20 protein-coding genes are annotated in these 25,513 nt (G+C 54.4%); 14 read left to right on the plus strand and 6 right to left on the minus strand.

What is annotated here, in order from left to right; translation table 11 throughout:
• Nucleotides 1-69 precede the first annotated feature (69 nt).
• From csrD to tldD, 8 genes are all read left to right on the plus strand, one after another.
• Entirely contained in the window at nucleotides 70-2,016 is a 1,947-nt protein-coding gene (gene csrD / locus ACIP6T_RS17390) for an RNase E specificity factor CsrD (RefSeq protein ID WP_097095859.1), read from the plus strand.
• A gap of 310 nt (nucleotides 2,017-2,326) precedes the next feature.
• On the plus strand, nucleotides 2,327-3,370 hold the full coding sequence (mreB, locus tag ACIP6T_RS17395; protein ID WP_007891976.1) for a rod shape-determining protein MreB: 1,044 nt from the start codon (nucleotides 2,327-2,329) through the stop codon (nucleotides 3,368-3,370).
• Nucleotides 3,371-3,567: 197 nt separating this feature from the next.
• Nucleotides 3,568-4,602, plus strand: a complete 1,035-nt coding sequence (gene mreC / locus ACIP6T_RS17400) for a rod shape-determining protein MreC (protein ID WP_097095860.1) — start codon at nucleotides 3,568-3,570, stop codon at nucleotides 4,600-4,602.
• A complete protein-coding gene (gene mreD / locus ACIP6T_RS17405) occupies nucleotides 4,599-5,087 on the plus strand; it encodes a rod shape-determining protein MreD (protein WP_097095861.1) in 489 nt (162 codons plus the stop codon). Before mreC ends, mreD begins: the two co-directional genes overlap by 4 nt.
• 8 nt (nucleotides 5,088-5,095) lie before the next feature.
• Complete coding sequence (locus ACIP6T_RS17410; RefSeq protein ID WP_400458205.1) at nucleotides 5,096-5,689, plus strand: Maf family protein; 594 nt, start codon at nucleotides 5,096-5,098, stop codon at nucleotides 5,687-5,689.
• Complete coding sequence (gene rng / locus ACIP6T_RS17415) at nucleotides 5,679-7,148, plus strand: ribonuclease G (protein WP_097095863.1); 1,470 nt, start codon at nucleotides 5,679-5,681, stop codon at nucleotides 7,146-7,148. The genes ACIP6T_RS17410 and rng overlap by 11 nt, the downstream gene beginning before the upstream one ends.
• 46 nt (nucleotides 7,149-7,194) lie before the next feature.
• Nucleotides 7,195-11,013, plus strand: coding sequence for an AsmA2 domain-containing protein YhdP (gene yhdP, locus ACIP6T_RS17420; RefSeq protein WP_400458206.1), 3,819 nt, complete (start codon nucleotides 7,195-7,197; stop codon nucleotides 11,011-11,013).
• A gap of 64 nt (nucleotides 11,014-11,077) precedes the next feature.
• Nucleotides 11,078-12,523, plus strand: coding sequence for a metalloprotease TldD (gene tldD / locus ACIP6T_RS17425; protein ID WP_400458207.1), 1,446 nt, complete (start codon nucleotides 11,078-11,080; stop codon nucleotides 12,521-12,523).
• An 84-nt stretch (nucleotides 12,524-12,607) separates the two neighbouring features.
• Here tldD and aaeR read toward each other — a convergent pair whose 3' ends face one another.
• Nucleotides 12,608-13,525, minus strand: coding sequence for an HTH-type transcriptional activator AaeR (gene aaeR, locus ACIP6T_RS17430; RefSeq protein ID WP_097095866.1), 918 nt, complete (start codon nucleotides 13,523-13,525; stop codon nucleotides 12,608-12,610).
• A gap of 258 nt (nucleotides 13,526-13,783) precedes the next feature.
• Here aaeR and aaeX point away from each other — a divergent pair, with 258 nt between their 5' ends.
• From aaeX to ACIP6T_RS17455, 5 genes are all read left to right on the plus strand, one after another.
• Nucleotides 13,784-13,987: a p-hydroxybenzoic acid efflux pump operon protein AaeX gene (gene aaeX / locus ACIP6T_RS17435; protein WP_007891984.1), complete on the plus strand. Its 204-nt coding sequence runs from the start codon at nucleotides 13,784-13,786 to the stop codon at nucleotides 13,985-13,987.
• A 9-nt stretch (nucleotides 13,988-13,996) separates the two neighbouring features.
• Nucleotides 13,997-14,926 (plus strand): p-hydroxybenzoic acid efflux pump subunit AaeA, encoded by a 930-nt coding sequence (gene aaeA, locus ACIP6T_RS17440; protein ID WP_097095867.1) that lies wholly within the window; start codon nucleotides 13,997-13,999, stop codon nucleotides 14,924-14,926.
• 11 nt (nucleotides 14,927-14,937) lie between these two features.
• Complete coding sequence (gene aaeB / locus ACIP6T_RS17445) at nucleotides 14,938-16,890, plus strand: p-hydroxybenzoic acid efflux pump subunit AaeB (protein WP_400458209.1); 1,953 nt, start codon at nucleotides 14,938-14,940, stop codon at nucleotides 16,888-16,890.
• Nucleotides 16,891-17,001: 111 nt separating this feature from the next.
• The gene (locus tag ACIP6T_RS17450; RefSeq protein ID WP_400458210.1) at nucleotides 17,002-18,456 is read left to right on the plus strand and encodes an NAD-dependent succinate-semialdehyde dehydrogenase; all 1,455 of its coding nucleotides are present in this window, start codon (nucleotides 17,002-17,004) and stop codon (nucleotides 18,454-18,456) included.
• 25 nt (nucleotides 18,457-18,481) lie between these two features.
• A complete protein-coding gene (locus ACIP6T_RS17455) occupies nucleotides 18,482-18,751 on the plus strand; it encodes a hypothetical protein (RefSeq protein WP_097097640.1) in 270 nt (89 codons plus the stop codon).
• Nucleotides 18,752-18,802: 51 nt separating this feature from the next.
• Here the strand turns inward: ACIP6T_RS17455 and yhcN (ACIP6T_RS17460) are convergent, their stop codons facing one another.
• The 4 genes from yhcN (ACIP6T_RS17460) to argR all read right to left on the minus strand — a co-directional run bounded on the left by yhcN (ACIP6T_RS17460) (nucleotide 18,803) and on the right by argR (nucleotide 20,752).
• On the minus strand, nucleotides 18,803-19,069 hold the full coding sequence (gene yhcN, locus ACIP6T_RS17460) for a peroxide/acid stress response protein YhcN (RefSeq protein WP_097095870.1): 267 nt from the start codon (nucleotides 19,067-19,069) through the stop codon (nucleotides 18,803-18,805).
• A gap of 102 nt (nucleotides 19,070-19,171) precedes the next feature.
• Nucleotides 19,172-19,438, minus strand: coding sequence for a YdgH/BhsA/McbA-like domain containing protein (locus ACIP6T_RS17465; protein ID WP_097095871.1), 267 nt, complete (start codon nucleotides 19,436-19,438; stop codon nucleotides 19,172-19,174).
• A 90-nt stretch (nucleotides 19,439-19,528) separates the two neighbouring features.
• Nucleotides 19,529-19,792 (minus strand): peroxide/acid stress response protein YhcN, encoded by a 264-nt coding sequence (yhcN, locus tag ACIP6T_RS17470; protein ID WP_400458212.1) that lies wholly within the window; start codon nucleotides 19,790-19,792, stop codon nucleotides 19,529-19,531.
• A 489-nt stretch (nucleotides 19,793-20,281) separates the two neighbouring features.
• A complete protein-coding gene (gene argR, locus ACIP6T_RS17475; RefSeq protein WP_008101964.1) occupies nucleotides 20,282-20,752 on the minus strand; it encodes a transcriptional regulator ArgR in 471 nt (156 codons plus the stop codon).
• A 424-nt stretch (nucleotides 20,753-21,176) separates the two neighbouring features.
• Here argR and mdh point away from each other — a divergent pair, with 424 nt between their 5' ends.
• Entirely contained in the window at nucleotides 21,177-22,112 is a 936-nt protein-coding gene (mdh, locus tag ACIP6T_RS17480) for a malate dehydrogenase (RefSeq protein ID WP_400458214.1), read from the plus strand.
• A gap of 52 nt (nucleotides 22,113-22,164) precedes the next feature.
• Here mdh and mscM read toward each other — a convergent pair whose 3' ends face one another.
• The gene (gene mscM / locus ACIP6T_RS17485) at nucleotides 22,165-25,500 is read right to left on the minus strand and encodes a miniconductance mechanosensitive channel MscM (protein ID WP_345828129.1); all 3,336 of its coding nucleotides are present in this window, start codon (nucleotides 25,498-25,500) and stop codon (nucleotides 22,165-22,167) included.
• Nucleotides 25,501-25,513 lie beyond the last annotated feature (13 nt).

The following is a 25,513-nucleotide window of genomic DNA, read 5'->3' on the forward strand; positions in this document are numbered from 1 at the left end:
TTGCGCCAATGGTAAGAGTGGCGTCGACGGATTAACACCGTTCATAACCGCAGTAATGCAGGCACAGGGATGCGATTAACAACTAAATTTTCTGCGTTTATTACATTATTAAGCTTACTGGCAATGCTTCTGATGCTGGTGGGCTGCGCTTTTAGTTTTATTTGGCTATCGCAGCAACGCGTGGAAACGCGCATGCATACGCTAGCGGTTGAAGTTGATAAAGCGCTGGCGACACAATCGCCGCAAGAATTAACGCAGTGGCTGACGCGCATGATGCCCGTGGTGAATGCCGAACAGATGCAATTGATCAATGGCGAGACACTCGTGTTCAGTTTAGCCCGCCATGAAAATCCGATGCTGGAAGATGAGCCTAATCGCTTTGTTCAGTTCGATTTGCCGCTAAAGCATTCGCCCGGGCTCGAACTTCGTATCGTAGTGCTTGATCCCGCAAAAACCTGGTTCCGTTCTTTTACGGGTGCTTACACGCTGATTGTGCTACTCACCGTGGTGGGCATCATGTCTGCGCTGCTGGTGATGACCCATCGTTGGCTAAATCGTCGCTGGCATAATATGGAGCAGTTAGAAGCGCGGGCCGAACGTATTCTGGCCGGTGAGCGCACAACGCGCAGCGACGCTATTGATGAGTGGCCGCCAAAAGCCAGCCGCGCTATGGATGCATTACTGGGTGATTTAAAAGAAGCAGGCGAACAGCGGTTACGTATTGATACCTTAATTCGTACTTTCGCGGCGCAAGATTCGCGCACGGGTCTGAACAATCGTTTGTTCTTTGATAACCAGCTCGCGACCTTGCTTGAAGATCAGGAAGATGTCGGTACTCATGGGGTTGTCATGATGGTACGCCTGCCGGATCTCGATACGCTGCACGAAACGCTCGGCCCCACGCTGGTGGAAGAGTACCTGTTTGATCTCATCAATATGCTCTCTACGTTTGTGCTCAGGTATCCGGGGGCATTGTTGGCTAGATATTTTCGTAGCGATTTCGCCGTATTGCTGCCGCATCGTACCCTGAAAGAAGCCAACAGCATCGCCGATCAGCTGATCAATGCCGTCGACTCGCTGCCACCGATGCGCATGGTTGACCGCGACGATTTAATTCACATTGGCATCAGCGCGTGGCGCAGCGGACAAAGCGTGGCGCAGGTGATGGAAAATGTAGAAATGGCAACGCGACGCGCGGCATTGCAAGGTGGCAATAGCTGGTCGGTCGGTGAAGGGAATACGCTGGATATGGGACGCGGCAGCGTGCGCTGGCGCACCTTGCTGGAGAATACGCTGAATCGCGGCGGCCCGAGGTTATATCAGAAACCAGCACTGCTATTGGATGGGAAAGTCCATCATAGAGAGTTGCTGGCGCGGGTGTATGACGGCGATAAAGAAGTGGTTTCGGCCGAATTCATGCCGCTGGTGCTGCAGCTAGGCATGACCGATAGCTGGGATCGCCAACTTGTTACGCGTATTGCTGCCCTCTCTGAGATGTGGCCCGATGAAACGCTGGCCTTGCCGGTCAATCTCGATTCACTTTTGCAGCGGCCTTTCCAGCGCTGGCTGCAAAAACTGCTGTTGCAGTGCAGCAAATCGCAAAGAAAACGTTTTTTATTTGAACTTGCAGAGGCCGACGTTTGTCAACACCTCAACCGTTTAGTACCGGTTTTCCATATGTTAACCGCATTTGGCTGTCGTATTGCGGTGGATCAGGCGGGTTTGACGGTGGTGAGCAGCGCTTACATCAAGCAGTTCCCAATTGAGGTGATCAAGCTCGCGCCGGGTTTAGTGCGAAATATTGAACGGCGCACTGAGAACCAGCTGTTCGTGCAGAGTCTGCTGGAAGTGTGTAAGTCGTCGCCGACGCAGGTTTTCGCGGCGGGCGTACGTACCAGCGCGGAGTGGCAAATGCTGTCAGGCTTGGGCGTTTCAGGCGGGCAGGGCGATTTCTTTGCCCCTTCACTGCCGGTCAACAGTAATGTGAAAAAACACTCACAACGTTATCGGATTTAAACCTTCAGCCTGCGACGTGCAGGCTGAAGGCTGTTTATCTCGCTTATTTGTGCCGGAACGCGCGATCCTGGCGGCTGGAAATGTTAGATTTTATGTCGAAATTACCCCGCAATTACTGAGGTAATTTGGGTTAATGTGGCGTGTTAACGCCATTTAACGGCGGCGAAAGACGAGACTATCAGGCCAAAAAATTAATCAGCGTATTTTTTCACCGAAGCAGAACGTTTTTGCGCCTTGTAGCGGCTTCGCGTGGTTGGTAAAGTAGGCGGATTTTATTTTCCGCCCCCAGCTTGCAGGATTATCCCTTAGTATGTTTAAAAAATTTCGTGGCATGTTTTCCAATGACTTGTCCATTGACCTGGGTACCGCAAATACCCTGATTTACGTGAAAGGACAAGGCATCGTGTTAAACGAGCCTTCAGTGGTTGCTATTCGTCAGGATCGTGCCGGCTCCCCAAAGAGCGTAGCGGCTGTCGGTCATGACGCTAAGCAGATGCTTGGCCGTACGCCGGGCAATATCGCTGCTATCCGTCCTATGAAAGATGGCGTTATCGCCGACTTCTTCGTCACTGAAAAAATGCTGCAGCACTTCATTAAGCAAGTGCATAGCAACAGCTTTATGCGTCCAAGCCCACGGGTGTTGGTCTGCGTACCCGTTGGCGCGACCCAGGTAGAGCGTCGTGCCATCCGCGAATCTGCACAGGGTGCAGGCGCGCGCGAAGTCTTCCTGATTGAAGAACCAATGGCTGCGGCGATTGGTGCGGGTCTGCCCGTTTCTGAAGCGACCGGTTCAATGGTTGTCGATATCGGTGGTGGTACCACTGAAGTGGCGGTGATCTCACTGAACGGCGTGGTTTACTCCTCTTCTGTACGCATTGGTGGTGACCGCTTCGATGAAGCTATCATTAATTATGTGCGTCGCAACTACGGTTCACTGATTGGTGAAGCCACTGCGGAACGCATTAAACATGGTATTGGTTCGGCCTATCCTGGTGATGAAGTGCACGAGATTGAAGTGCGCGGTCGTAACCTCGCCGAAGGTGTGCCGCGCGGCTTTACGCTGAACTCAAATGAGATTCTGGAAGCCCTGCAGGAGCCGCTGACCGGTATCGTGAGCGCGGTGATGGTTGCACTGGAACAGTGCCCGCCAGAGCTGGCTTCAGACATCTCCGAGCGCGGAATGGTGCTGACGGGCGGCGGTGCGCTGCTGCGCAACCTTGATCGTCTGCTGATGGAAGAGACCGGTATTCCGGTGGTCGTTGCAGAAGATCCGCTGACTTGCGTAGCGCGTGGCGGCGGTAAAGCGTTAGAAATGATCGACATGCATGGCGGCGATTTGTTCAGCGAGGAGTAATTCCTCAACGGCTGAGACCCTGATCAAATTGCGCAGGGAATAGCGCCTATACCCAAAATTATTCGAACGCGACTAAAGTTTGAAGGATGAGGGATATACGCTGACGCTGCGCACGACGGCGTGATGCGTCCAGCCCTGGAGGCGTTGGTGATTTAAACTAACGCTTCTTCCCTGATGTCGAGGAATACGCAGAATTTATGAAGCCGATTTTTAGCAGGGGGCCTTCCCTGCAGTTGCGCCTCTTTCTGGCAGTCATTGTGGCTATCGCGATTATTATCGCCGATAGCCGCGTGAGCTCCTTTTCCCAGATTCGCAACTACCTGGACACGTCGGTCAGTCCATTTTATTTTTTGGCCAACGGGCCACGACAACTTCTTGACGGCGTCTCTGATACGTTGGCTTCACGCCAGCAATTAGAGCTGGAAAATAAAGCGCTGCGCCGTGAGCTCTTCCTGAAAAACAGTGACCTGCTGATGCTGGGGCAATACAAGCAGGAAAACGCACGTCTGCGCGAACTGCTCGGCTCGCCGCTGCGTCAGGATGAGCACAAGATGGTGACCCAGGTCATCTCAACCGGTACCGATCCTTACACCGATCAGGTGGTCATCGACAAAGGCAGCGTAAACGGCGTTTACGAAGGCCAACCGGTGATCAGTGATAAAGGCGTGGTGGGGCAAGTCGTTGCCGTCGGTCAGGTAACCAGTCGCGTATTGCTGATTTGCGATGCTTCCCATGCGTTGCCGATTCAAGTGCTGCGTAATGATATTCGTGTCATCGCGGCCGGTAACGGTTGTAGTGAAGATCTGCAACTTGAGCATCTGCCGGGCAATACCGATATTCGTGTGGGCGATGTGCTGGTGACCTCTGGCCTTGGCGGACGTTTCCCGGAAGGTTATCCGGTTGGCGTGGTCTCCTCGGTTAAAGTGGATACACAACGTGCTTACACGGTGATTCAGGCGCGTCCGGCCGCCGGTCTGCAACGTCTGCGCTATTTGCTGCTGCTGTGGGGTGCGGATCGTAACGGCTTAACGCCGATGGCGCCGGATGAAGTCCACCGCGTCGCCAACGAGCGTTTAATGCAGATGATGCCGCAGGTTCTCCCGCCTGCTGGTGAAATGGGACCGCCCGCACCGGATATGATGCAGCCCGCTCAGCAAATGGGGCCGCCGCAACCCGCTAATAGCAGTCGTTCGCAAGGGAATTCTGCGAACACACGCGGAGGCCAGCCTTGAGTCGATATCGCAGCCAGGGCCGATGGGTTATCTGGCTGTCCTTCCTGATTGCCCTCATCCTGCAAATCATGCCGTGGCCGGAACAAATCTATATGTTTCGGCCTTCATGGCTCTTACTGATCTTAATTTACTGGGTGCTGGCGCTGCCGCATCGGGTTAATGTCGGTACCGGTTTTTTTCTTGGTGCAATCATGGATCTGGTGGCGGGCTCAACGCTGGGCGTACGTGCGCTGGCGTTCAGCATCATCGCGTATTTGGTGGCCTTTAAATTTCAGTTATTCCGAAACTTAGCGTTGTGGCAGCAGGCATTAATGGTTATGGTGCTGTCCCTTGCGGTGGATGTGATTGTTTTCTGGGCAGAATTCCTGGTGATCAACGTCTCTTTCCGCCCGGAAATCTTCTGGAGTAGCGTGGTCGACGGCATCCTCTGGCCTTGGCTATTCTTATTAATGAGAAAGATTCGCCGCCAGTTCGCTGTTCAGTAAGGAATACTATGATTACCCTGTACCTCGCATCCGGTTCACCGCGTCGACGTGAGCTGTTAACGCAGCTTGGTCTGCAATTTGAACGCCTGATAACCCATGTCGAAGAGCAGCGCCAGCCAGAAGAAGCGGCTGAGGGTTACGTGCGTCGTCTGGCATCCGATAAGGCGCGCGCGGGCGTTGCGGTGGCGCCGCAGGATCTACCGGTTCTCGGGGCCGATACCATTGTGGTGCTAAATGGCGAAGTACTGGAAAAACCGCAGGACGCCGCGCATGCCGCCGCAATGCTGAGCAAGCTGTCGGGGCAAACCCATCAGGTGATGACGGCTGTGGCACTGGCCGATACCCAGCGTGAATTGGACTGCCTGGTGACCACCGACGTGACCTTCCGCAAGATGTCAGCGGAAGAAATTTCGCACTATATTGCCAGCGGCGAGCCGATGGATAAAGCCGGCGCGTACGGAATACAGGGCCTTGGCGGCAACTTTGTCCGCAAGATTAATGGAAGTTATCATGCCGTAGTGGGATTGCCACTGGTTGAAACCAGCGAGCTGCTGAGCCATTTTCAGTCACTGCGGGCGTTAAGGGGACAAGATGACGGCTGAACTGCTGGTAAATGTGACACCTTCGGAAACCCGTGTTGCCTACATTGATGGCGGCATTCTGCAGGAAATCCACATTGAGCGCGAAGCACGACGCGGCATCGTGGGAAACATCTATAAAGGACGCGTCAGTCGCGTCTTGCCGGGTATGCAGGCGGCGTTTGTCGATATCGGCATGGAAAAAGCCGCCTTTCTACACGCCTCCGATATCATGCCGCACACCGAATGCGTGGCGGGTGATGAGAAGAAAAATTTTGTGGTGCGCGACATCGGCGAACTGGTGCGGCCCGGCCAGGACTTGATGGTGCAGGTGGTTAAAGATCCGCTTGGCACTAAGGGCGCGCGTCTTACCACCGACATTACTTTGCCTTCGCGCTATCTGGTGTTTATGCCCGGCGCTTCACACGTTGGCGTATCGCAGCGTATCGAAACGGAAGCCGAGCGCGAGCGCCTGAAAGCGGTGGTCGCGGCTTATTGCGACGACCTGGGCGGCTTTATTATTCGTACCGCCGCCGAGGGCATTGGGTCCGAAGAGCTGGCGCAGGATGCCGCCTTCCTGAAGCGTTTATGGACCAAAGTCAGCGAGCGTAAAAAGCGCAATCAGACGCGCTGTCTGCTGTACGGTGAACTGGCGTTAGCGCAGCGCGTACTGCGTGATTTCGCTGGCGCGGCGCTGGATCGCATTCGCGTCGACTCGCGTTTGACCTGCGATTTGCTGGTGGAATTCACCAGCGAATACATTCCGGAAATGGCCAGCAAGCTCGAGCTTTACAGCGGCAAGCAGCCGATTTTTGATCTGTTTGACGTTGAGAATGAAATCCAGCGCTCGCTTGAGCGCAAGGTAGAGTTAAAATCCGGCGGCTATCTGATCATCGATCAAACCGAAGCGATGACCACGGTGGATATCAACACGGGTGCCTTTGTCGGACACCGCAATCTTGACGAAACCATCTTCAACACCAACATTGAAGCGACGCAAGCTATTGCGCGTCAACTGCGGCTGCGTAATCTCGGCGGCATTATCATTATCGATTTCATCGACATGAGTAATGACGAACATCGGCGTCGCGTGTTGCATTCGTTAGAGAGTGCGCTGAGCAAAGATCGGGTAAAAACCGGCATTAATGGCTTCTCTGCGCTCGGTTTAGTGGAGATGACGCGCAAACGCACGCGTGAAAGTATTGAACATGTGCTGTGCGCGGATTGCCCGGTGTGTAAAGGACGCGGCACGCTAAAAACGGTGGAAACCGTGTGTTATGAGATCATGCGTGAAATTGTGCGTGTGCATCACGCTTACGATTCTGACCGTTTCCTGGTGTACGTTTCACCGGCGGTGGGCGACGCGCTGAAGGGCGAAGAGTCACACGCGCTGGCGGAAGTGGAAATCTTCGTCGGCAAGCAGGTCAAAGTCCATGTTGAACCGCTCTATACCCAAGAGCAGTTTGATGTCGTTATGATGTAATCGTGAGGTTTCGCTCCGTAAGCCAACGGACAGCAAGGAGAGGTGTGTGAGGCGGTTGCCGAGGATTTTGTTACTGCTGCTCGCCGCAATCATCGTTATTGTGGCGCTGCTGGTCAGCGGGCTGCGCCTCGTGATGCCGCACCTCAACAGTTATCGCAGCGATATTCTGCAGACGATCTCCCGCGTCAGCGGCGTTACGGTGGATGCTAGCGAACTGCAGGGGAAATGGGAGAATTTCGGACCCACGCTACAGGTGCGCGATCTCAACATTTCGATGCAGGAAGATGGCCAACTTACCATCGGCCGCGTCAACCTGGCGCTCAACGTCTGGCAATCGCTGTTGCACTGGCGCTGGCAGTTCCGCGATCTCACCTTCTGGCAACTGCATCTTGCAACCAACCAGCCGTTGCTCACCAGTGATAAACAAAAAAACAGCTTCAAGCCTGGGCAAATTAACGATCTGTTCCTGCGCCAGTTTGACCACTTCGATCTGCGTGATAGCAGCATCCGTTTCCTAACGCCGTCCGGCCAACATGCCGAGCTGGCGATTCCCCGCCTGACCTGGCTTAACGAAGATATGCGCCATCGTGCCGAAGGCGAAGTGAGCCTCTCCAGCTTTACCGGTCAGCATGGCGTGGTGCAGGTACGGCTCGATCTCAACGATAACAACGGCTTGCTTAGCGATGGTCGCATCTGGATGCAAGCCGATGATGTCGATGTGCGCCCGTGGATTGGGCCGTGGTTGCGCGATAATACCAGCCTCGAAAGCGCGCGCTTCAGTCTCGCCGCTTGGGTAAATTTGCGTGATGGTGAGGTTTATGCCGGCGATCTGCTGCTGAATAAAGGCGGCGCACGCTGGCGCGGCGAGGAGGGCGATCATCAGCTGCAGGTTGATGGCTTAACGGCACATCTATCGCGCTTCCAGAACGGCTGGAGTCTTTCGGTGCCGCAAACGCGTTTGAGTACTGACGGCATCGCGTGGGCGCCAGGGCATTTCTCTCTGCTTTGGAAGCCGGAAGATAAGCAGATGCTCGGCGCTAACAGTTCGCCGGAAGTGCGCGTGCGTGCAACCCAACTCGATCTGGAACGTCTGGCGCCTATCGCACCGCTGTTTGCTCCGCTTTCTCCGACCTTGCTGGAAAACTGGCGTGCGCTGCAGCCGCGCGGGCACATTGATGCGCTAGCACTGGATATTCCTTTACAGCAGCCAGAGCAAACGCGCTTACAGGTAAAATGGCACGACCTTGCCTGGCAACAGTGGGAGCTCCTACCGGGAATCAGTAACCTCAGCGGTAGCGCCAGCGGCAGCCTTAATAATGGCCAGCTGGATGTGGCGATGGGCCAGGCCGACGTGCCATACGGTGATATGTTCCAGGCGCCGCTGCAGATTAAGCAGATTACCGGCAAACTCAACTGGCAGCGCGATGCTAACGGCTTAACGCTGGACGGTCAGCAGCTTGATGTGCAGGCGCGTTCGCTATGGGCGCGCGGCGACTTCCGCTATCAGCAAAATCTCGGCAAAGCGCCCCGGCTTGATATTCTCGCTGGAATTCGCGTCACTGATGCTGGCGATGCCTGGCGCTATTTCCCGCAACAGTTAATGGGACACGACCTTACCCACTATCTCAGTACCGCGATTAAAGGCGGGCAGGTGGATAACGCCACGCTGCTGTTTGCCGGCGATCCATCGCTCTTCCCGTTCAAGCACAATGACGGCATGTTCGAAGTTTGGGTGCCGCTGCGCAACGCCACCTTCGCGTTCCAGCCCGGCTGGCCAGCATTAGAAAACCTCGATATCAATCTCGATTTCCTCAACAACGGGTTATGGATGAAGGCGGAGAAAACCCGGCTCGGCGACGTGGATGCACGTAACGTCAGTGCGGTGATTCCGGATTACCTGAAAGAGAAGCTGATTATTGATGGCGATATCAGTGGGGAAGGTCAACAGATCGCGGACTATTTCGAGCAAACGCCGCTGAAATCGACATTGGGCGCGGCGCTGCAGCAACTGCAGATTGGCGGCAATGTGCGTGGCTCATTGAACCTTGATATTCCTCTGGATGGTGAAGAGGTGCACGCCAGCGGTAACGTGGTGATGAACAATAACAGTCTGCATATCAAGCCATTAAATACCACGCTGAACAACCTTACCGGACGATTCCGTTATAACAACGGCAATCTTGAAAGCGAAGAGATGCAGGCAACCTGGTTCGGGCAGCCAACGGGCGTGAGCTTTAGTACCCAGGAAAATCCGGACGACTTTGGCGTTAACGTTAAGCTGTTGGGCGACTGGCAGCCAGGCAAACTAAAAATGCTGCCGGCAGGCATTGCGCGACAGCTGAGCGGCTCATTGCCGTGGCAGGGCAATGTCGATATCACGCTGCCGCATAAAGGTGGCGCGAGTTACAAGGTGGAACTGAAAGGTGATGGCAAAACAGTAAGCAGTCACTTACCTGCTCCATTGGATAAACCCGCCGGTGAAGCGATGCCGATTACCATTAACGCCAACGGTGACCTGAAAGGCTTTACCCTCAGCGGTAGCGTGCACGATAAGCATCGTTTCAACAGTCGCTGGCTGCTGGAACCACAGCTGCGTGTCGATCGGGGTATTTGGCTTAACGATGCGAAAAGCACGCCAAAGCTGCCTGAAAATCGTGGCATGGAGCTGAACCTTCCCGCGCTGGACGGTGAAGCCTGGATGGGATTACTGGCAGGTGCGGGCGGTTCACGTAACGCGCAGGGCGAACCTGAAGTGGGCGGCGCGCTGTTGCCGGGTGATTTCATTCTCCGCACGCCGGCGCTGATGCTGGGTGGCCAGCAGTGGCACGACGTTAACGCGACGATTACCCAGGGCCCAAGCGGTAATACGCGCTTACAGCTGGAAAGCCGTGAAGCGCGCGGCAGCTTGCAGACAGCGCAGCATGCCCCCTGGCAGATCGACCTCAGCTATCTTTACTACAATCCTGAATGGGCCGATAAAAACGACGATAAATCTTCGCCGTTTAGCGGTGGCAGCAGCAATATCAATTTCAGCAGCTGGCCCGCATTGCAGCTCAATTGTGATGAGTGCTGGCTGCGTGGGCAGAAGTTTGGCCACATGCAGGCGAAGCTACAGCCACAGGGAGATACGTTAGCACTTACTAACGGGTCAATTGATTCCGGCAGCTCGAAGCTCAATGTGGCGGGCGAATGGGTGAATAAACCTGGCGATCAACGCACTTCCTTGAAAGGTAGCCTGAGCGGTAAGAATATTAATGATGCTGCCAACTGGTTTGGTATGAACACGCCGCTGCGCGATGCGCCGTTCAAGGTGGATTACGATCTGCATTGGCGTTCTGCGCCGTGGCAGCCATCAGAAGAGACGCTAAGCGGTACGCTGAAAAGTCACTTTGGCAAAGGGCAGATTGCGGATGTGAATACCGGCCGCGCCGGGCAGCTGTTACGTCTGTTCAGTTTTGATGCCTTACTGCGTAAGCTGCGTTTCGATTTCAGTGACACCTTCAATGATGGCTTCTATTTCGATTCAATCAACGGTACCGCGTGGATTGAAAACGGTGTGATGCGTACCGATAACCTGCTGGTGGATGGGCTCGAGGCGGATATCGCCATGAAGGGCAATATTGATCTGGTGAAGCGTCAGATTGATATGGAGGCGGTGATCGCACCCGAAATCTCCGCTTCAGTCGGCGTGGCAACCGCCTTCGTGGTCAATCCGGTGATTGGTGCTGCAGTGTTTGCCGCCAGTAAAGTGCTGGGGCCGCTGTGGAACAAGATTTCACTGCTGCGTTATCACATTAGCGGACCGCTGGATAAGCCGGAAATCAATGAAGTGCTGCGCAAACCGCGCGAAGACGATAAGAAGTGAATTTGACGCCGTCGGGTAATTGCCGCAGGCTATGACTATCCGAGCACATAATGAGTGAGAAACGATGACTCTGAATCTGGTAAGTGAGCAGTTGCTAACTGCGAACAGCATTAATCAGCAGGACCTTTATTCCCTGTTAGGGCAGCTTTCAGAACGTCGTCTGGATTATGCCGATCTCTATTTCCAGTCCAGTTTCCACGAATCCTGGGTGCTGGAAGACAAAATTATTAAAGATGGTTCCTACCATATCGATCAAGGCGTAGGCGTGCGCGCCGTGAGCGGAGAGAAAACCGGTTTCGCTTATGCAGACCAGATTTCCCTGAATGCGCTGCGCCAGTCTTCCGAGGCCGCGCGCAGTATCGTACGCGAGCAAGGTAACGGTAAAGCCCATACCTTGTCGGCGGTAATGAATCGTTCGCTTTATGCGCCGGTCAATCCGCTGGATAGTCTGACGCGTGAGGACAAAATTGCGTTGTTGCACCGCGTCGATAAAGTGGCGCGCGCTACCGATCCACGCGTGCAGGAAGTGAATGCCAGCCTGAGCGGGGTTTACGAGCAGGTGCTGGTCGCGGCAACCGACGGTACGTTGGCGGCAGATATTCGTCCACTGGTGCGACTTTCCATCAGCGTGCAAGTGGAAGACCAGGGCAAACGCGAGCGCGGCTCAAGCGGTGGCGGTGCGCGTACCGGTTATGAATTCTTCCTCGCCGATGAGAGCGGCGATGTGCGTGCCGATGCATGGGCGCGTGAAGCGGTGCGTATGGCGCTGGTCAATCTTTCTGCCGTTGCGGCGCCAGCCGGTATGTTGCCGGTGGTACTGGGTGCCGGTTGGCCGGGTGTGCTGCTGCATGAAGCCGTGGGTCACGGTCTGGAAGGTGACTTCAACCGCCGTGCTACCTCGGTGTTTAGTGGCAAAATGGGCCAGCTGGTGGCGTCAGAGCTATGTACTGTGGTTGACGATGGCACCCTAGAAGGTTTGCGCGGTTCGCTGGCCGTCGATGATGAAGGCGTGCCGGGTCAGTACAATATGCTGATTGAAAACGGTGTGCTGAAAGGCTATATGCAGGACAAGCTGAATGCGCGGCTGATGGGGGTGAATCCAACCGGCAACGGTCGTCGCGAATCCTATGCGCATCTGCCGATGCCGCGGATGACCAATACCTACATGCTGGCCGGTCAATCGACGCCGCAAGAGATCATCGAAAGCGTGGAATATGGCATTTATGCACCCAACTTCGGTGGCGGACAGGTGGATATCACGTCCGGTAAATTCGTGTTCTCGACGTCAGAAGCCTATTTGATCGAGAACGGCAAAGTGACCAAACCGGTTAAAGGCGCAACGCTGATTGGCTCCGGCATTGAAGCGATGCAGCAGATCTCAATGGTCGGCAACGATTTGGCGCTGGATAAAGGCGTCGGCGTGTGCGGTAAAGAAGGTCAGAGCGTGCCAGTGGGCGTGGGTCAGCCAACGCTGAAGCTGGATAAAATCACTGTAGGTGGTACGGCTTAATCTTCTGAAAGAGATGTGGTGCGCATAAATGCGCACCACACGCCGCGGGGTCGCCATTAATGGCGACCTGGTAGGCAACCATCATCACCCCTTGCGATGCTGCTGATACTGCTGCGCCACCTGCCTGAAATATTCGGTCAGATAATCAATACAGACCTGCACTTTGAGCGGCAGCTTATCCTTCTCGGTATAGAGGGCATACACCGGGCGCGGCTCCGAATGATATTGCGGGAACAGAATATCGATTTCGCCGGCGCTAATCTCATCAATCACCCACATTAGCGGTACATAAGCGATACCACACCCGGCTTTCAGCCAGCGAATTAGCGTTTGCGAATCATTGGTCACGAAACGGCCCTGTGGCGTGAGGCGAGTAACCACCCCTTCCGGTGCGACCAGCTCGAAGGTGTTATCTGGCCGCACGCTGTATTCAAGCCATGAAAAGTTATCAATCTCGCCAGGTTTCTCTGGCGTACCGTGCTGCGCCAAATAACTTTTGGCCGCGCACACCACCATCGGCATCGCACCCAGGCGGCGTGAAAACAGATTTGAATCCTGTAAGGCACCCACGCGTACCACCAGATCTAAACCGTTGGCGATCAAATCCGGTGCCGGAATGCCGGTGACCAGATTGACGCTCAAGCCGGGATATTCGCGTAACATTTCGCTGGTCATGGCCGATAAAACATTTTGCGCCATGGTGGATGAGCAGCCGATACGCAGAATGCCAATCGGCGTGTTATTAAAGGCGTAAAGCTGCTCGTGCACCTGTGATGCCTCGGCCAGCATGCGGCGGCAGCCTTGAAAGTAGATTTTCCCGGCTTCAGTCAGGCCAATACTGCGCGTGCTGCGATTGAGCAATTTGACCTGCAGCTCATCTTCCAGTTTGGCAACAATCTGGCTAATCGACGAAACGCTAAGCTGAAGCTGACGTGCTGCGGCGGTAAATGAGCCCAATTCAACCACTTTGGCGAAAATGGACATGCTTTTAAGTCGATCCATTGTTTACTCTGGCTAAAAAGTGATTTAGCTCACAATATGTAGAAAACGTATAGTCAAGCGCGTTACTATACGCGCGCTGGGTCTCTTCACTGCACCTGAACACGGCTGTGTTAACCCGATGATACGCTATGATTAGCTCAACGCGGCCTGAATGTTGCCATCAGTTTATCCGTCTTCCCCTGATCGTAAAGCCAACGTGCTCAACCGCATGTGGGTCGGTATCGGTGCAATCCGGCAAGGTCGAACTAAGGATCCGAAATGAGTGTGCTTCCGGTATTTGTCGTATTCGGGCTGTCTTTTCCGCCCATCTTCGTTGAACTCTTGGTTTCGCTGGCGCTGTTCTGGCTAGTGAAACGCGTGCTAACACCGAGCGGGATCTACGATCTGGTTTGGCATCCAGCACTGTTTAACACAGCGTTGTATTGCTGTGTGTTTTACCTTGTATCCCGTTTATTCGTCTGAGGTTTTTAAGTGAAAGCGCTAATAAGAAAAATCGCGCGATACGCGATTACGCTCCTGCTGGTTATCATCGCTATCGTGATCATCTTCCGCGCCTGGGTGTTCTACACCGAATCACCGTGGACGCGTGATGCTAAATTCTCCGCCGATGTCGTGGCGATCTCGCCTGACGTCACCGGCATCATTACTGACGTGCCGGTGCATGACAACCAACTGGTGAAAAAAGGCGACACGCTGTTTGTGGTGGATCGTCCACGCTACCAAAAAGCGCTGGATGAAGCCCAGGCGGATGTTGAATATTACCAAGCGCTGGTGAGTGAAAAACGTCGCGAAGCCAGCCGCCGTAATCAGTTGGGTACCAGCGCCATGTCGCGTGAAGCGATCGAGCAATCCAACAACGATCTGCAAACCAGCGAACATCAGCTGGCCAAAGCGGTGGCAACCCGCGATTTGGCGGTGATCGACCTCGATCGCACCACCATCAAAGCGCCATCTGATGGCTGGGTCACCAACCTCAATGTCTACCAGGGTGAGTTCATCACGCGCGGTTCCGTCGCTGTTGCGCTGGTACAGCAGCACTCCTTCTATGTGCTGGCGTACATGGAAGAGACCAAGCTGGATGGCGTGCGCCCGGGCTTCCGCGCGCAAATTACGCCGCTGGGCAGCAATGTCGTGTTGCGCGGCACCGTCGACAGTATTGCTGCGGGCGTCACCAACAGCAGCAGCACCAGCGACAGCAAAGGCATGGCGACCATCGACTCGAATCTGGAGTGGGTGCGCCTGGCGCAGCGTGTGCCGGTGCGCATTCGTCTTGACGATCAGCCGGGTAATCGCTTCCCAGCGGGGACTACCGCGACGGTGGTGATCACTGGCGCCCAGGATCGCGAAACCAAAGTCTCCCCGATGGCGCAGTTGTTCAATCGCCTGCGTGAGTTTGGTTAAGCGAGGGCGTTATGATTGAGTTTTTGCGTTTCCCGGTGAAGCTGACCTTCGCGCTGGTTGCAGCGTTGATGATTGGCTTTCACTTCAATCTGGAAACGCCGCGTTGGGCGGTAATGACCGCCGGCATTGTGGCCGGCGGTACCGCTTTTGCTGCGGGGGGCGATCCCTACTCTGGCGCACTGCGCTATCGCGGCATCCTGCGCATCATCGGTACCTTCATTGGCTGTATCGCTGCGCTTACAATCATGATTGCCACGGTGCGTGCGCCGGTGGTCATGTTGCTGATCTGCTGCATGTGGGCGGGCATGTGCGTCTGGCTCTCGTCGCTGATCAAAGTTGAAAACTCTTACGCGCTCGGTCTTGCCGGTTACACCGCGCTGATCATTGTGGTTACCGCCGATGCCAGCGGTGGCTTAACATTGGCGCCGCAATATGCGGTTGAGCGCTGCAGTGAAATCGTCATCGGTATTTTGTGTGCCATTCTCGCCGACATGCTGTTCTCACCGCGATCGATCAAAAAAGTGATTGAGCAGGAAGTGGATGCGCTGCTAGTGGCGCACTACAAGCTATTGCAAATGTGCGTAGCGCATGAGGATAAAGAGGAAGTCGATAAAGCCTGGAGCGCGTTAGTGCGTCGCACCACGGCACTTAGCGGCATGCGAAGTCAGCTGATGATGGAATCTTCACGCTGGAAAAATGCCAGTCGCCGCCTGCAAATGCTCAACACCTTATCGCTGACGATGATCACTCAGGCCGCCGAAACCTTCCTGATTCAGAACTCGCGCCCGGAATACATTCCACCGCACTACCGTTTATTGATCGAAAAAGAGGTCAATAGCGTCGACGATGTGCATAAGCGCATGAAGGTAATGCGGCGTTTAATTGGCGTCAGCAGTAAAGCTGTCCCGGTGACGCTGGCGAGTTGGGTTGGCGCGGCGACGGAATATCTTTTACTGATCAATGGGGTAAAAAGTAACAGCCGCATCACCACCTTAGAAGAGAATATTTTGCAGCGTGAAGTGGTGATTCAGGCGCGTTCAGCTGAAACCCATCATGCGATGATCAACGGCGTGCGCACTTTTGTGGCGACCGCGCTGGGTTCACTTTTCTGGTTGTATACCGGCTGGACCTCGGGAAGTGGTTGTATGGTCATGCTGGCGGTGATTACCGCGCTAGCGATGCGCATGCCCAATCCGCTGCTGATGGCCAAAGACTTCCTCTACGGAATGACGGTAGCCGTGCCGCTTGGCGCGCTCTACTTCGTTTTTATTCTGCCAGCCACGCAGCAAAGTGCACTGCTGTTGTGTATTGCCATCGGCGCGCTGGGCTTTATCGGCGGCATCTTCGTGCAGCGTCGCCAGCTTGGTACGCTGGGTGCCCTGATTGGTACCCTGAATGTGCTGGTGCTGGATAACCCGATGAAGTTCGAGTTCAACGTGTTCCTCGATAACGTGCTGGGCCAGGTGATTGGCTGCTTTGTGGCGATGATGGTGATTTTACTGATTCGCGATAAATCCAAAGCGCGTACCGGACGTAAATTGCTGAACCGCTTTATGTATGCTGCCGTCGCGGCGCTGACGACTAATCAGGCGCGTCGCCGTGAAAATCATCTGCCGGCGCTGTATCAGCAACTGTTCTTGCTGCTCAATCTTTTCCCAGGCGATATCGATAAGTATCGCATTGCGCTGACGCTGATTATTGGGCATCAACGCCTGCGCAATGCGGAAGTGCCGGTGAATGCTGATCTGTCGGCCTATCATCGTCAGTTACGCCATACGGCGGATAGCATCATTTCAGCCACCAGCGATGATAAGCGCCGCTATTACTTCCAGCGTTTGCTGCAGGAGCTAGATGTTTACCAAGAGAAGCTGCAGCACTATTCTGCTCCCATCAACGTTACCGAACCGGTGAAGCGGTTGGCGCTGATGTTGGATAAGTATCAGAACACCTTAATACAAATCTGAAACTGGCCGCTGCAGCGCGCAGCGGCCTTGTTGATCCCACGCTGACACAAAAACCTCCCTTATTGGCATCTATACTTTCCTGACAGGACGTAAACTGACTGGAGAAAACTGATGTCCACCTCCCTGCAACAACATGAATTGTTCAAGACGGGCTATTTCGCCGATGGCCAATGGCACAGCGCTAGCGCAACCTTTGAGGTCACTAATCCTGCCACCGGCGACGTTTTAGCGCAGGTAGCGAAAGCCGGTAAACAGGAAACCGAACAGGCGATTGCCGCCGCACAGCGCGCGTTTCCCGCCTGGCGCGATAAAACCGCCAAGGCGCGTGCCGAGATCCTCAATCGCTGGTATCAGCTGATTATCGAAAACAAAAGCTGGCTGGGCCAGTTGATGACGGCCGAGCAGGGCAAACCGCTCAAAGAAGCCGAAGGCGAAGTGGAATACGCCGCCAGCTTTATTCAGTGGTTTGCCGAGCAGGCGAAACGCGCCAACGGCGAAATTATCCCGCCCGCTAAAGCGGGCTCGCGCATTCTGGCGACGCGCGAACCGATTGGCGTGGTGGCGGCTATCACGCCGTGGAATTTCCCGATGGCGATGCTGACGCGCAAACTCGGTCCCGCGCTGGCTGCCGGTTGTACTGGCATCATCAAACCTGCCAATAACACCCCGCTGAGCGCCTTTGCGCTGCTGGCGCTGGCGCAGAAAGCCGGGGTGCCGGATGGCGTGCTGAATGCGGTCGCGGGTGATACGCATGCGATCAGTGACGCCATTATGGCAAGCAAAGTGGTGCGTAAAATCTCCTTTACCGGTTCAACTGCCGTGGGGAAAACGCTGATGCGCAACGCTGCGGAAACCATGAAAAAAGTCTCAATGGAACTCGGCGGCAATGCGCCTTACATCGTGTTTGATGACGCTGATATTGATGCGGCGGTACAGGGCGCCATTGCCAATAAATTTCGTAATGCCGGGCAGGTATGCGTTAGCGTCAACCGCTTTTATGTGCATAACGCCGTCTACGATCGCTTCGTCAACCAGCTGGCAGAGGCCGTTGGCAAACTCAAAGTGGGTAACGGCGTGGAAGAGGGCGTTATTGTCGGGCCGCTGATTGAAAAATCAGCGCTGGAGAAAGTCGAGGAACACGTCAAAGACGCGTTGAGTAAAGGTGGCAAACTGCTGGTCGGCGGTGAACGCCATCCGCTTGGCGGCAATTTCTGGCAACCCACCGTTATCACTGAAGCCCATGAAGAGATGAAGCTGGCCCAGGAAGAGACGTTTGGCCCGGTGGCAGCGTGCTTCCGTTTCGATGATGAAGCAGAGGTGATTCAACGCGCCAACAATACTGAATTTGGTCTGGCGGCTTATTTCTACACGCAGAATTTACAGCGCGTGTTCCGCGTATCGGCGGCGTTGGAGGCGGGCATGATCGGTATTAACGAATGTGCGGTCTCCACCGAGCTGGCACCGTTTGGCGGAGTGAAAGAGTCTGGGCTAGGACGTGAAGGTTCGGTGCTGGGGATGGAAGAGTATCTGGAAGTGAAAGCGCTGCATCTGGGTGGACTGGCTTAGTCGCTGCAATTATGAGGGCGTCATGATGAGAACCGAGCGTTTCGATTTCGACGAAATTGTCGATCAAGCCCATTTCTTCCGACAGTTTAGCGATCGTTTTTTTCTTGCCGATCTCGCCATCAACGATCTCGACGATCTTTGGGGCGCGATTATCGGTGAGCAGCTGCCGCTACCGCTGGAGATTGAGTTTGTAAATCTGGGGAAGGGGCAGAAACGCCGGTATGGCGCCTTGATTCTGCTATTTGATGAAGCAGAAGAGGAGCTGGAAGGCCAGCTCCGCTTCAATGTAAAGTAAAAAAGGGCCCCGGCGAGCGGGGCCAAAGGGTTCGTCTTAACTGACGAGGAATTACTTATACAGCTCAGCGGTCATGTGATAGCTGTCGCCGGTTTTGGCTTCAATCACTTTATAAGCGCTGGCGCCTTGCGCATCGGCTTTCTGAGAAAGCTCAGCGCGATAATCCATTGGCGAACCGCCGGTTCCGCTGATTGAAATAGTGCTGCCGGTAGGTTGCAGATTCTGCGCCTGTTGTTCGGTGACCAGTTGTGCTGCAGAAGCACCAAAGGCGAGCAGGGAAAGCAGGCTAGCAGTTGCGATGGTTGTTTTGATTTTCATAATTTTCTCCTCGTTTAATCAACAACCTGCGGCATAAAAGGGGGAGGCGGGTCGTCGATCTATTGCCTGGCGCGTATTGGGCGCCGGACGTTTGATTATTGATTATTTGTACAGTTCAGCAGTGACGTGGAAGGTATCACCACGATTGTTCTCAATGATGCGGTAATGGCTGGCACCCTGAGCATCAGCTTTCTGTGACAGTTCCTGACGTACATTGGTCTGGTCGCCGTCTACACCGCTCACGCTGATGGTTTGATTCAGTGATTGCAGCTGTTCAGCTTGCTCGTTAGAGACCAGGCTCGCGGCGCTTGCGCCGAAAGACAGAACAGAAGCCAGACTCAGTACTGCGATAGCTAATTTGGTTTTCATGATTCACTCTCCTGAAATTTGGGCTGGCAACCTGAGAGGCAAAAGCGTCTCAAACGGGTCGCCGTTCACATTGCGTCTTGAATCAGTAACTTATTTGTACAATTCAGCGGTAGCGTGATAGTTGTCACCGGTGTTCGCCTCGATCACGCGGTAAGCTTTCGCGCCCTGCTGATCGGCTTTATCGTTAAGCTGCTGACGGATATCCATTGGAGAACCGCCCACGCCGCTGACGCTGATGGTACCTGCGGGTTGCAGATTCGCGGCCTGTTCGGCGTTGATAGAATCTGCTGCAAAAGCACCAAATGACAGAGCAGAGAGAATACTTAAAGTTGCGATAGTGGTTTTAACGTTCATGATATTTTTCCTCGTCGTCTATTTTTATCTTTTTCTTTCGTGTGATTTGCATCACGAAACTAAGTATAGATCTAATCACCCATGAAATTAATATCCAGCTAATAATGTTTGGTTGTAATTCTTTATCCTTATGGCACTTTTTTAGAACCTGAAGTTATAAAAAACGCCTGGATCTTAACCAGAGGCGGTTATTTCAAAGTAAAAACAATGATCTACATCAAATTATCTTTTAGTGCGAAAGATCGTGGTTGATCTCGCTGGCTGATACGCAATGAGAAGGGAATGACACTGAGCACGTAATGTAAAGCAGTGTAAAATAGCGCATTAGGTTAAGCAGGGGCAAAGGTCGTACCAATTTTGGGAGGTGCAGATAACCGCTGGGTATATGGATAACTTATTATTTACAAAGGGATTTGTGACAGATTGGTTAAAAAAGGGGCGAGAAGGGGAATAATACCGGCAGTCGAACTGCCGGTAATCTGCAGGGTTTTATAGCTCTTGTTCGAATAAAACCAGAATCGCGTCGTACAACTGTTTTACCGAGAAGGTGCGTGCGGGCGTAATAAAGATGGTGTCATCACCGGCGATGGTACCGAGGATGCCTTCGGCTTTGCCGAGCGAATCCAGCAGGCGTGCAATCAGCTGCGCAGCGCCCGGGCTGGTATGAATGACCACCAACGCATCGTTGTAGTCGATATCAAGCACCAGATTTTTCAGCGGGCTGGTGGTAGTAGGAACACCAAGCTCAGCGGGCAGACAGTAAACCATTTCCATCTTGGCGTTACGAGTACGCACTGCACCGAACTTGGTGAGCATACGAGAAACTTTCGACTGGTTGATGTTCTCGAAGCCGTCTTCCTGCAGCGCCTGCACGATTTCGCCCTGAGAGCTGAATTTCTCTTCCTTCAATAAGGCTTTGAACGCCTTAATCAGGTCGTCTTGTTTTGATGGGTTTCGCATAAGCTACCAATAAAAAGAGGGTTGCAGCAGGCAACAGACCCGCAGCAGATAAATTATTATGCATTTAGATGAATTTTTATGCAATGAGTCTGATGAGAGAATCGCGGTAATGACCTGCGGGGGCGAGATCATACCAGAGTTTTTCGGCACGCCAAAATCGCGGGTTGGCGCGCAAAGCGAAGGTTGCAATGTTGTTATATTATTGAGGTGGTAACAAAAATATTGATGATCATTGCCGTCCATTGTCTTCTGGCTGCGAATGTATCATTCAGGCGACTTCTGAAGTAGAGATGTCTCGGGAGCCGATTGCGGCGTGATGTTAAGTGCGCGACAGGTTTAGTCGCTATCGCCTGAGAAGTTGATTAAACTCGTAACCTGATGGATTTTCGGCATATCTCTGCCCCACCTTAATAAGGAGTTCAGGATGAAAGTTGCCGTTCTCGGTGCCGCTGGTGGTATTGGCCAGGCACTCGCACTACTGCTTAAAACGCAATTACCCGCAGGCTCAGCACTCTCACTTTATGATATCGCTCCGGTAACCCCGGGTGTCGCGGTGGATCTCAGCCATATTCCTACTGCCGTAACCGTTGAAGGGTTCAGCGGTGAAGATGCGACGCCAGCGCTACACGGCGCTGACGTAGTGCTGATCTCAGCCGGTGTGGCACGTAAACCGGGCATGGATCGCGCCGACCTGTTTAACGTTAACGCCGGTATCGTACGTAACCTGATTGAACAGGTTGTCAGCACCGCGCCTAAAGCGCTGATTGGCGTCATCACCAATCCAGTCAACACCACGGTGGCGATTGCGGCCGAAGTGTTGAAGAAAGCGGGCGTATATGACAAGAACCGCCTGTTTGGCGTTTCGACCCTTGATATTATCCGCGCCAATACCTTTGTGGCGGCGCTGAAAGGCAAGCAACCTAACGAGATTGACGTGCCAGTGGTGGGCGGGCATTCGGGCGTGACCATTTTGCCGCTGCTGTCACAGGTGAAAGGCGTAAGCTTCAGCGAGCAGGAAGTCGCGGATCTCACCAAACGTATTCAGAACGCGGGCACCGAAGTGGTGGAAGCCAAAGCCGGTGGAGGATCGGCGACGCTGTCGATGGGGCAAGCGGCGGCACGTTTCGGTCTGTCGCTGATTCGCGCGCTGCAAGGCGAAGCCAATGTCGTGGAGTGCGCCTATGTAGAAGGCGATGGCGAATACGCCCGTTTCTTCTCACAGCCGCTGCTGCTGGGTAAAAACGGCATTGTTGAGCGTCGTCCGCTTGGCACGCTGAGTGCTTTCGAACAGCAAGCGCTGAACGGCATGCTGGAAACGCTGAAGAAAGATATCGCGCAGGGCGAAGAGTTTGTGAAGTGATGCACGCTGAGCGGCAATAAAAAACGCCCGGTTTTAGCCGGGCGTTTGGTTTTTATAATCCGCCAGATTTGAAGGTCTTATTGGCGGGCGCACCGTTGCTGGCGGGGTTTTGCTTTCCCAGCGTCTCCATACGCACCTGGAACGGTGGGAATGGCATCTCAATGCCGTGCTCTTCAAAGCCGCGCAGAATTAGCTGATGCAGTTCATGGCGCAGCGGCATGCGATGTCCCATCTCCGCAGCATGCACGCGTAGTTCAAACAGCTGGATACCTTGCTGCAAATCGACCAGGAACACATCTGGTGCCGGCATATCAAGCACATAGGTACAGCGATCGGCTGCCTGTTTAAGGATGTTGGTGACTTCATCACTGTTTACGCGGGCAGGAGCCGGAATCGTCAGCACCACACGGGTGACCGAATCCGACAGCGACCAGTTAACAAATTGCTCAGTAATGAACGCCTTATTCGGCACAATGATCTCTTTGCGGTCCCAGTCGGTAATGGTGGTGGCGCGGGTGTTGATGCGGGTAATACTGCCGGTCAGATCGCGAATAGTCACGGTATCGCCGATACGAATCGGTTTCTCAAACAGGATAATCAGGCCGGAGATAAAGTTGGCGAATATCTCCTGCATCCCGAAGCCTAACCCCAGACCTAACGCGGCAACCAGCCACTGCAGCTTCGACCACTCAATCCCCATCATCGAGAAGCCAATCAGGCCACCAATCAGCATTAGCGCATATTTGGTCAGGGTGGTAATCGCGTAGCCGGTGCCTGGCGCCAGGCTAAGATGCTGTAACAGCGCCAGCTCGAGCAAAGCAGGCATATTACGCACCAGCTGGGTGGTGATAATCAGTACCAGAATGGCAATCAGCACCGCGCCCAGCGTAATCGCCTGCACGCTATCAACACCTTGAATCGTGGTGCTGGCGTTCCACAGCGGAATGTTATCAAGGAAGCTAAACGCCGAGTGAATTTCAGACCACAGCACAATCACCGAAACCAAGGCAATTAGCGTGAGAATGGAACGCACCAGGCGCAGCGACTGCGCGCTGATCTCATCCAGGTCAATACTCGGCTCATCAATTTCGATGGTGTCGGCATTCGCGGGCGTTGACTGCTCTTTCTCTTCTTCACTGCGTGCACGGTTGGCCAGCATATCGGCGCGACGCTGTCGCGCGCGGTCAAAGGCGATGCGGCGCCGCTGAATCAGCATCCAGCGGCGGATGATGTGATAAATCACTAGCAGGAAGAACCAGATGCCCACCGACGTTTCCAGACGTGCCAGCAGCGCCTGCGCCGTGGCGAGATAACCGATGCAAGAGGCGAAAGCGGCAACCAGCGGCAAGGCAATCATCAGATTCCACAGAATGCGGTTAACAAAATTGTCGCCGTTGCCCTCTTTATCCAGATAAAGCGGAATGCCGGCACGTTTCAGGCTGACGGTAACAATACTCAGCGCGCCACAAATCAGGATGAAACAGATGCGTCCCAGCGTGCCTGAGAATTGCGGATCGTCGAGATTGGCGAAGGCGATCAGCAGCATGATGAGCGGCACAATCAAGCCAACCGACAGCGAGTAATAGCGCATTGCCCGCGCTACGCGCGCCTGTGGCCAGCGGAAATGCACCACGAATAAACCATCCGGACGGGCAAAGGCGGCGCTGATCATAAAGGCCCACAGCAACGGCAGCGTGGCGGTAATGCCATCGCCAATCGCCACGGCGAACGGATAGGGCCAGGCATGCTGTAAACCATAACCGAGTGCCGCCCATAGCACCGGCAGCGGCACCGCCACCAAAATCGACCAAAATACGGTACGTAGCGTCAGGCTGAAGCGGTCTTGCGTGACTTTACCGACGCGGCTGGCGGAACGCTGCATAAAGGCGTTGTAGTGACGGCGTGAGCTGATGCTGAAGCCAACCAGTAGCACCGCACCAATAATCGGCAACACGGTTTCGCGGTTGGTGAACATCATCGCCAGCGCTTTGCCGAGCTGGCCAGCGGTGTCCAGCGACAGTAAACGCTTAAGATCCTGCGCCATCTCAACCGGGAAATTCAGGCCGATGGTGTTAACGTCAGCGGTCCAGAACAGGTAACGATGCGTGGCATCTTTGACTTCCGCCAGCGCATCCTGCAACTGTGTGTTGGAAACCTTAAGCTTGGTGATTTCCAGAATCAGCGTATCGCAGCCAGAAATCAGTGAATTCAGTAACTCGCGCTGGGTTTTTAGCTGGGCTTCAAGAATGCGGGTTTGTTCACTGCTGAACGGTGAGCCGTCATCCTGCTTTGCTTTACGCAGTTCCTGCTGACGCTCAAGCAGATCCTCGTAATGCAGCCGCTGCACGCGCAGCTGGCCCATCTCGCTATCGATCTGCTGCGATTTTGGCATCTCTGGCAGACGCGCCACCTGCGCACGCAGCGCCTCGCCTAACAGGTTTGATGCTCCCAACCACTGCGACTGCTCGCGGAGCGTGCTGAGCGCCTGACGTACCTGCAAAGTCTGATTGGTGGCAAGCCGCTGCTGCGAAGCGACCAGATCCATGCGCTGCGCTTGCTGATTGAGGTCTGCGGACAACTCGCGGTTAACGCGGAACTGATCGCTGATTGAACTCGGCATATCGCCGCTGTTTTCAGCCAGTTGCTCGGTGCGCTCCAGCGCCAGCTCGGCTTCGCGCTGGCGCTGGTTATTTAGCTGATTACGCAGCGCCTGCAAATAGTTATCCAGCTGGGTGGCTTTGCGCTGATGTACTTCGGCACGCATGCGCGCCAGCTCCTGGCGATTATTGGCGGAGAGCTGAGCCAGTTCCAATTCATCAACGCGCGCCTTGTTCGCGGCATTTTCTGCCTGACGCACGTATATCTGCGCCTGCGCCAGCGGCGTGGTAGCCGCTGAGGTGTTCTGCGCCCGACGATCGCTTTCCGTCATTGCGCGGCGTGCGTCCGTTTGCTGCTGCGGCAGCTGCGAAAGCGAATCGCTGATTTCGCGCGCGCGGTCTTGCTCCTGCTGCGCCTGACGGCCTTCCTCCAGCAGTTGGCTGCTAACCTGCAGTAACTCCTGATCCAGCTCGGCGCTGCTCATATTGCTACGCACCGACTTGCTGCTGTCGGTGAGCGTGGCGATCTGCTGACGGAGTTCCCGCGCCATGCGTGGAAAATCATCAATCACCTGCTGATATTGCTTTGCGCGCTCCAGAGACTCATTGCGCTCATTGAGGAAATTGATTGCCGCTTCCAGCGCCTGCACCTGTTCGGTTTGCGCGGGGGAGTTTTTGGCGGATTTAGCCGCATCCAGTTCCTGCTGAAGCTGGCTGGATTGCGGAATGGTCGCTGCCAATACAGAACTGCTGAGCACCAGGCTCAGCAGCAGAAGGAGAAAAACGCGCACGGGAGAGATTCCG

The sequence above is a fragment of the Pantoea sp. NPDC088449 genome (assembly GCF_044753225.1).
GTDB classification, from domain to species: Bacteria; Pseudomonadota; Gammaproteobacteria; order Enterobacterales; family Enterobacteriaceae; genus Pantoea; species Pantoea floridensis.

What these genes read in the sequence shown, in the direction of transcription:
- csrD (WP_097095859.1), top strand. Translation starts at nt 70, where the DNA reads ATGCGATTAACAACTAAATTTTCTGCGTTTATTACATTATTAAGCTTA.
- mreB (WP_007891976.1), top strand. Translation starts at nt 2,327, where the DNA reads ATGTTTAAAAAATTTCGTGGCATGTTTTCCAATGACTTGTCCATTGAC.
- mreC (WP_097095860.1), top strand. Translation starts at nt 3,568, where the DNA reads ATGAAGCCGATTTTTAGCAGGGGGCCTTCCCTGCAGTTGCGCCTCTTT.
- ACIP6T_RS17410 (WP_400458205.1), top strand. Translation starts at nt 5,096, where the DNA reads ATGATTACCCTGTACCTCGCATCCGGTTCACCGCGTCGACGTGAGCTG.
- rng (WP_097095863.1), top strand. Translation starts at nt 5,679, where the DNA reads ATGACGGCTGAACTGCTGGTAAATGTGACACCTTCGGAAACCCGTGTT.
- tldD (WP_400458207.1), top strand. Translation starts at nt 11,078, where the DNA reads ATGACTCTGAATCTGGTAAGTGAGCAGTTGCTAACTGCGAACAGCATT.
- aaeR (WP_097095866.1), bottom strand. Translation starts at nt 13,525, where the DNA reads ATGGATCGACTTAAAAGCATGTCCATTTTCGCCAAAGTGGTTGAATTG.
- aaeX (WP_007891984.1), top strand. Translation starts at nt 13,784, where the DNA reads ATGAGTGTGCTTCCGGTATTTGTCGTATTCGGGCTGTCTTTTCCGCCC.
- aaeB (WP_400458209.1), top strand. Translation starts at nt 14,938, where the DNA reads ATGATTGAGTTTTTGCGTTTCCCGGTGAAGCTGACCTTCGCGCTGGTT.
- ACIP6T_RS17450 (WP_400458210.1), top strand. Translation starts at nt 17,002, where the DNA reads ATGTCCACCTCCCTGCAACAACATGAATTGTTCAAGACGGGCTATTTC.
- ACIP6T_RS17455 (WP_097097640.1), top strand. Translation starts at nt 18,482, where the DNA reads ATGAGAACCGAGCGTTTCGATTTCGACGAAATTGTCGATCAAGCCCAT.
- yhcN (WP_097095870.1), bottom strand. Translation starts at nt 19,069, where the DNA reads ATGAAAATCAAAACAACCATCGCAACTGCTAGCCTGCTTTCCCTGCTC.
- ACIP6T_RS17465 (WP_097095871.1), bottom strand. Translation starts at nt 19,438, where the DNA reads ATGAAAACCAAATTAGCTATCGCAGTACTGAGTCTGGCTTCTGTTCTG.
- yhcN (WP_400458212.1), bottom strand. Translation starts at nt 19,792, where the DNA reads ATGAACGTTAAAACCACTATCGCAACTTTAAGTATTCTCTCTGCTCTG.
- argR (WP_008101964.1), bottom strand. Translation starts at nt 20,752, where the DNA reads ATGCGAAACCCATCAAAACAAGACGACCTGATTAAGGCGTTCAAAGCC.
- mdh (WP_400458214.1), top strand. Translation starts at nt 21,177, where the DNA reads ATGAAAGTTGCCGTTCTCGGTGCCGCTGGTGGTATTGGCCAGGCACTC.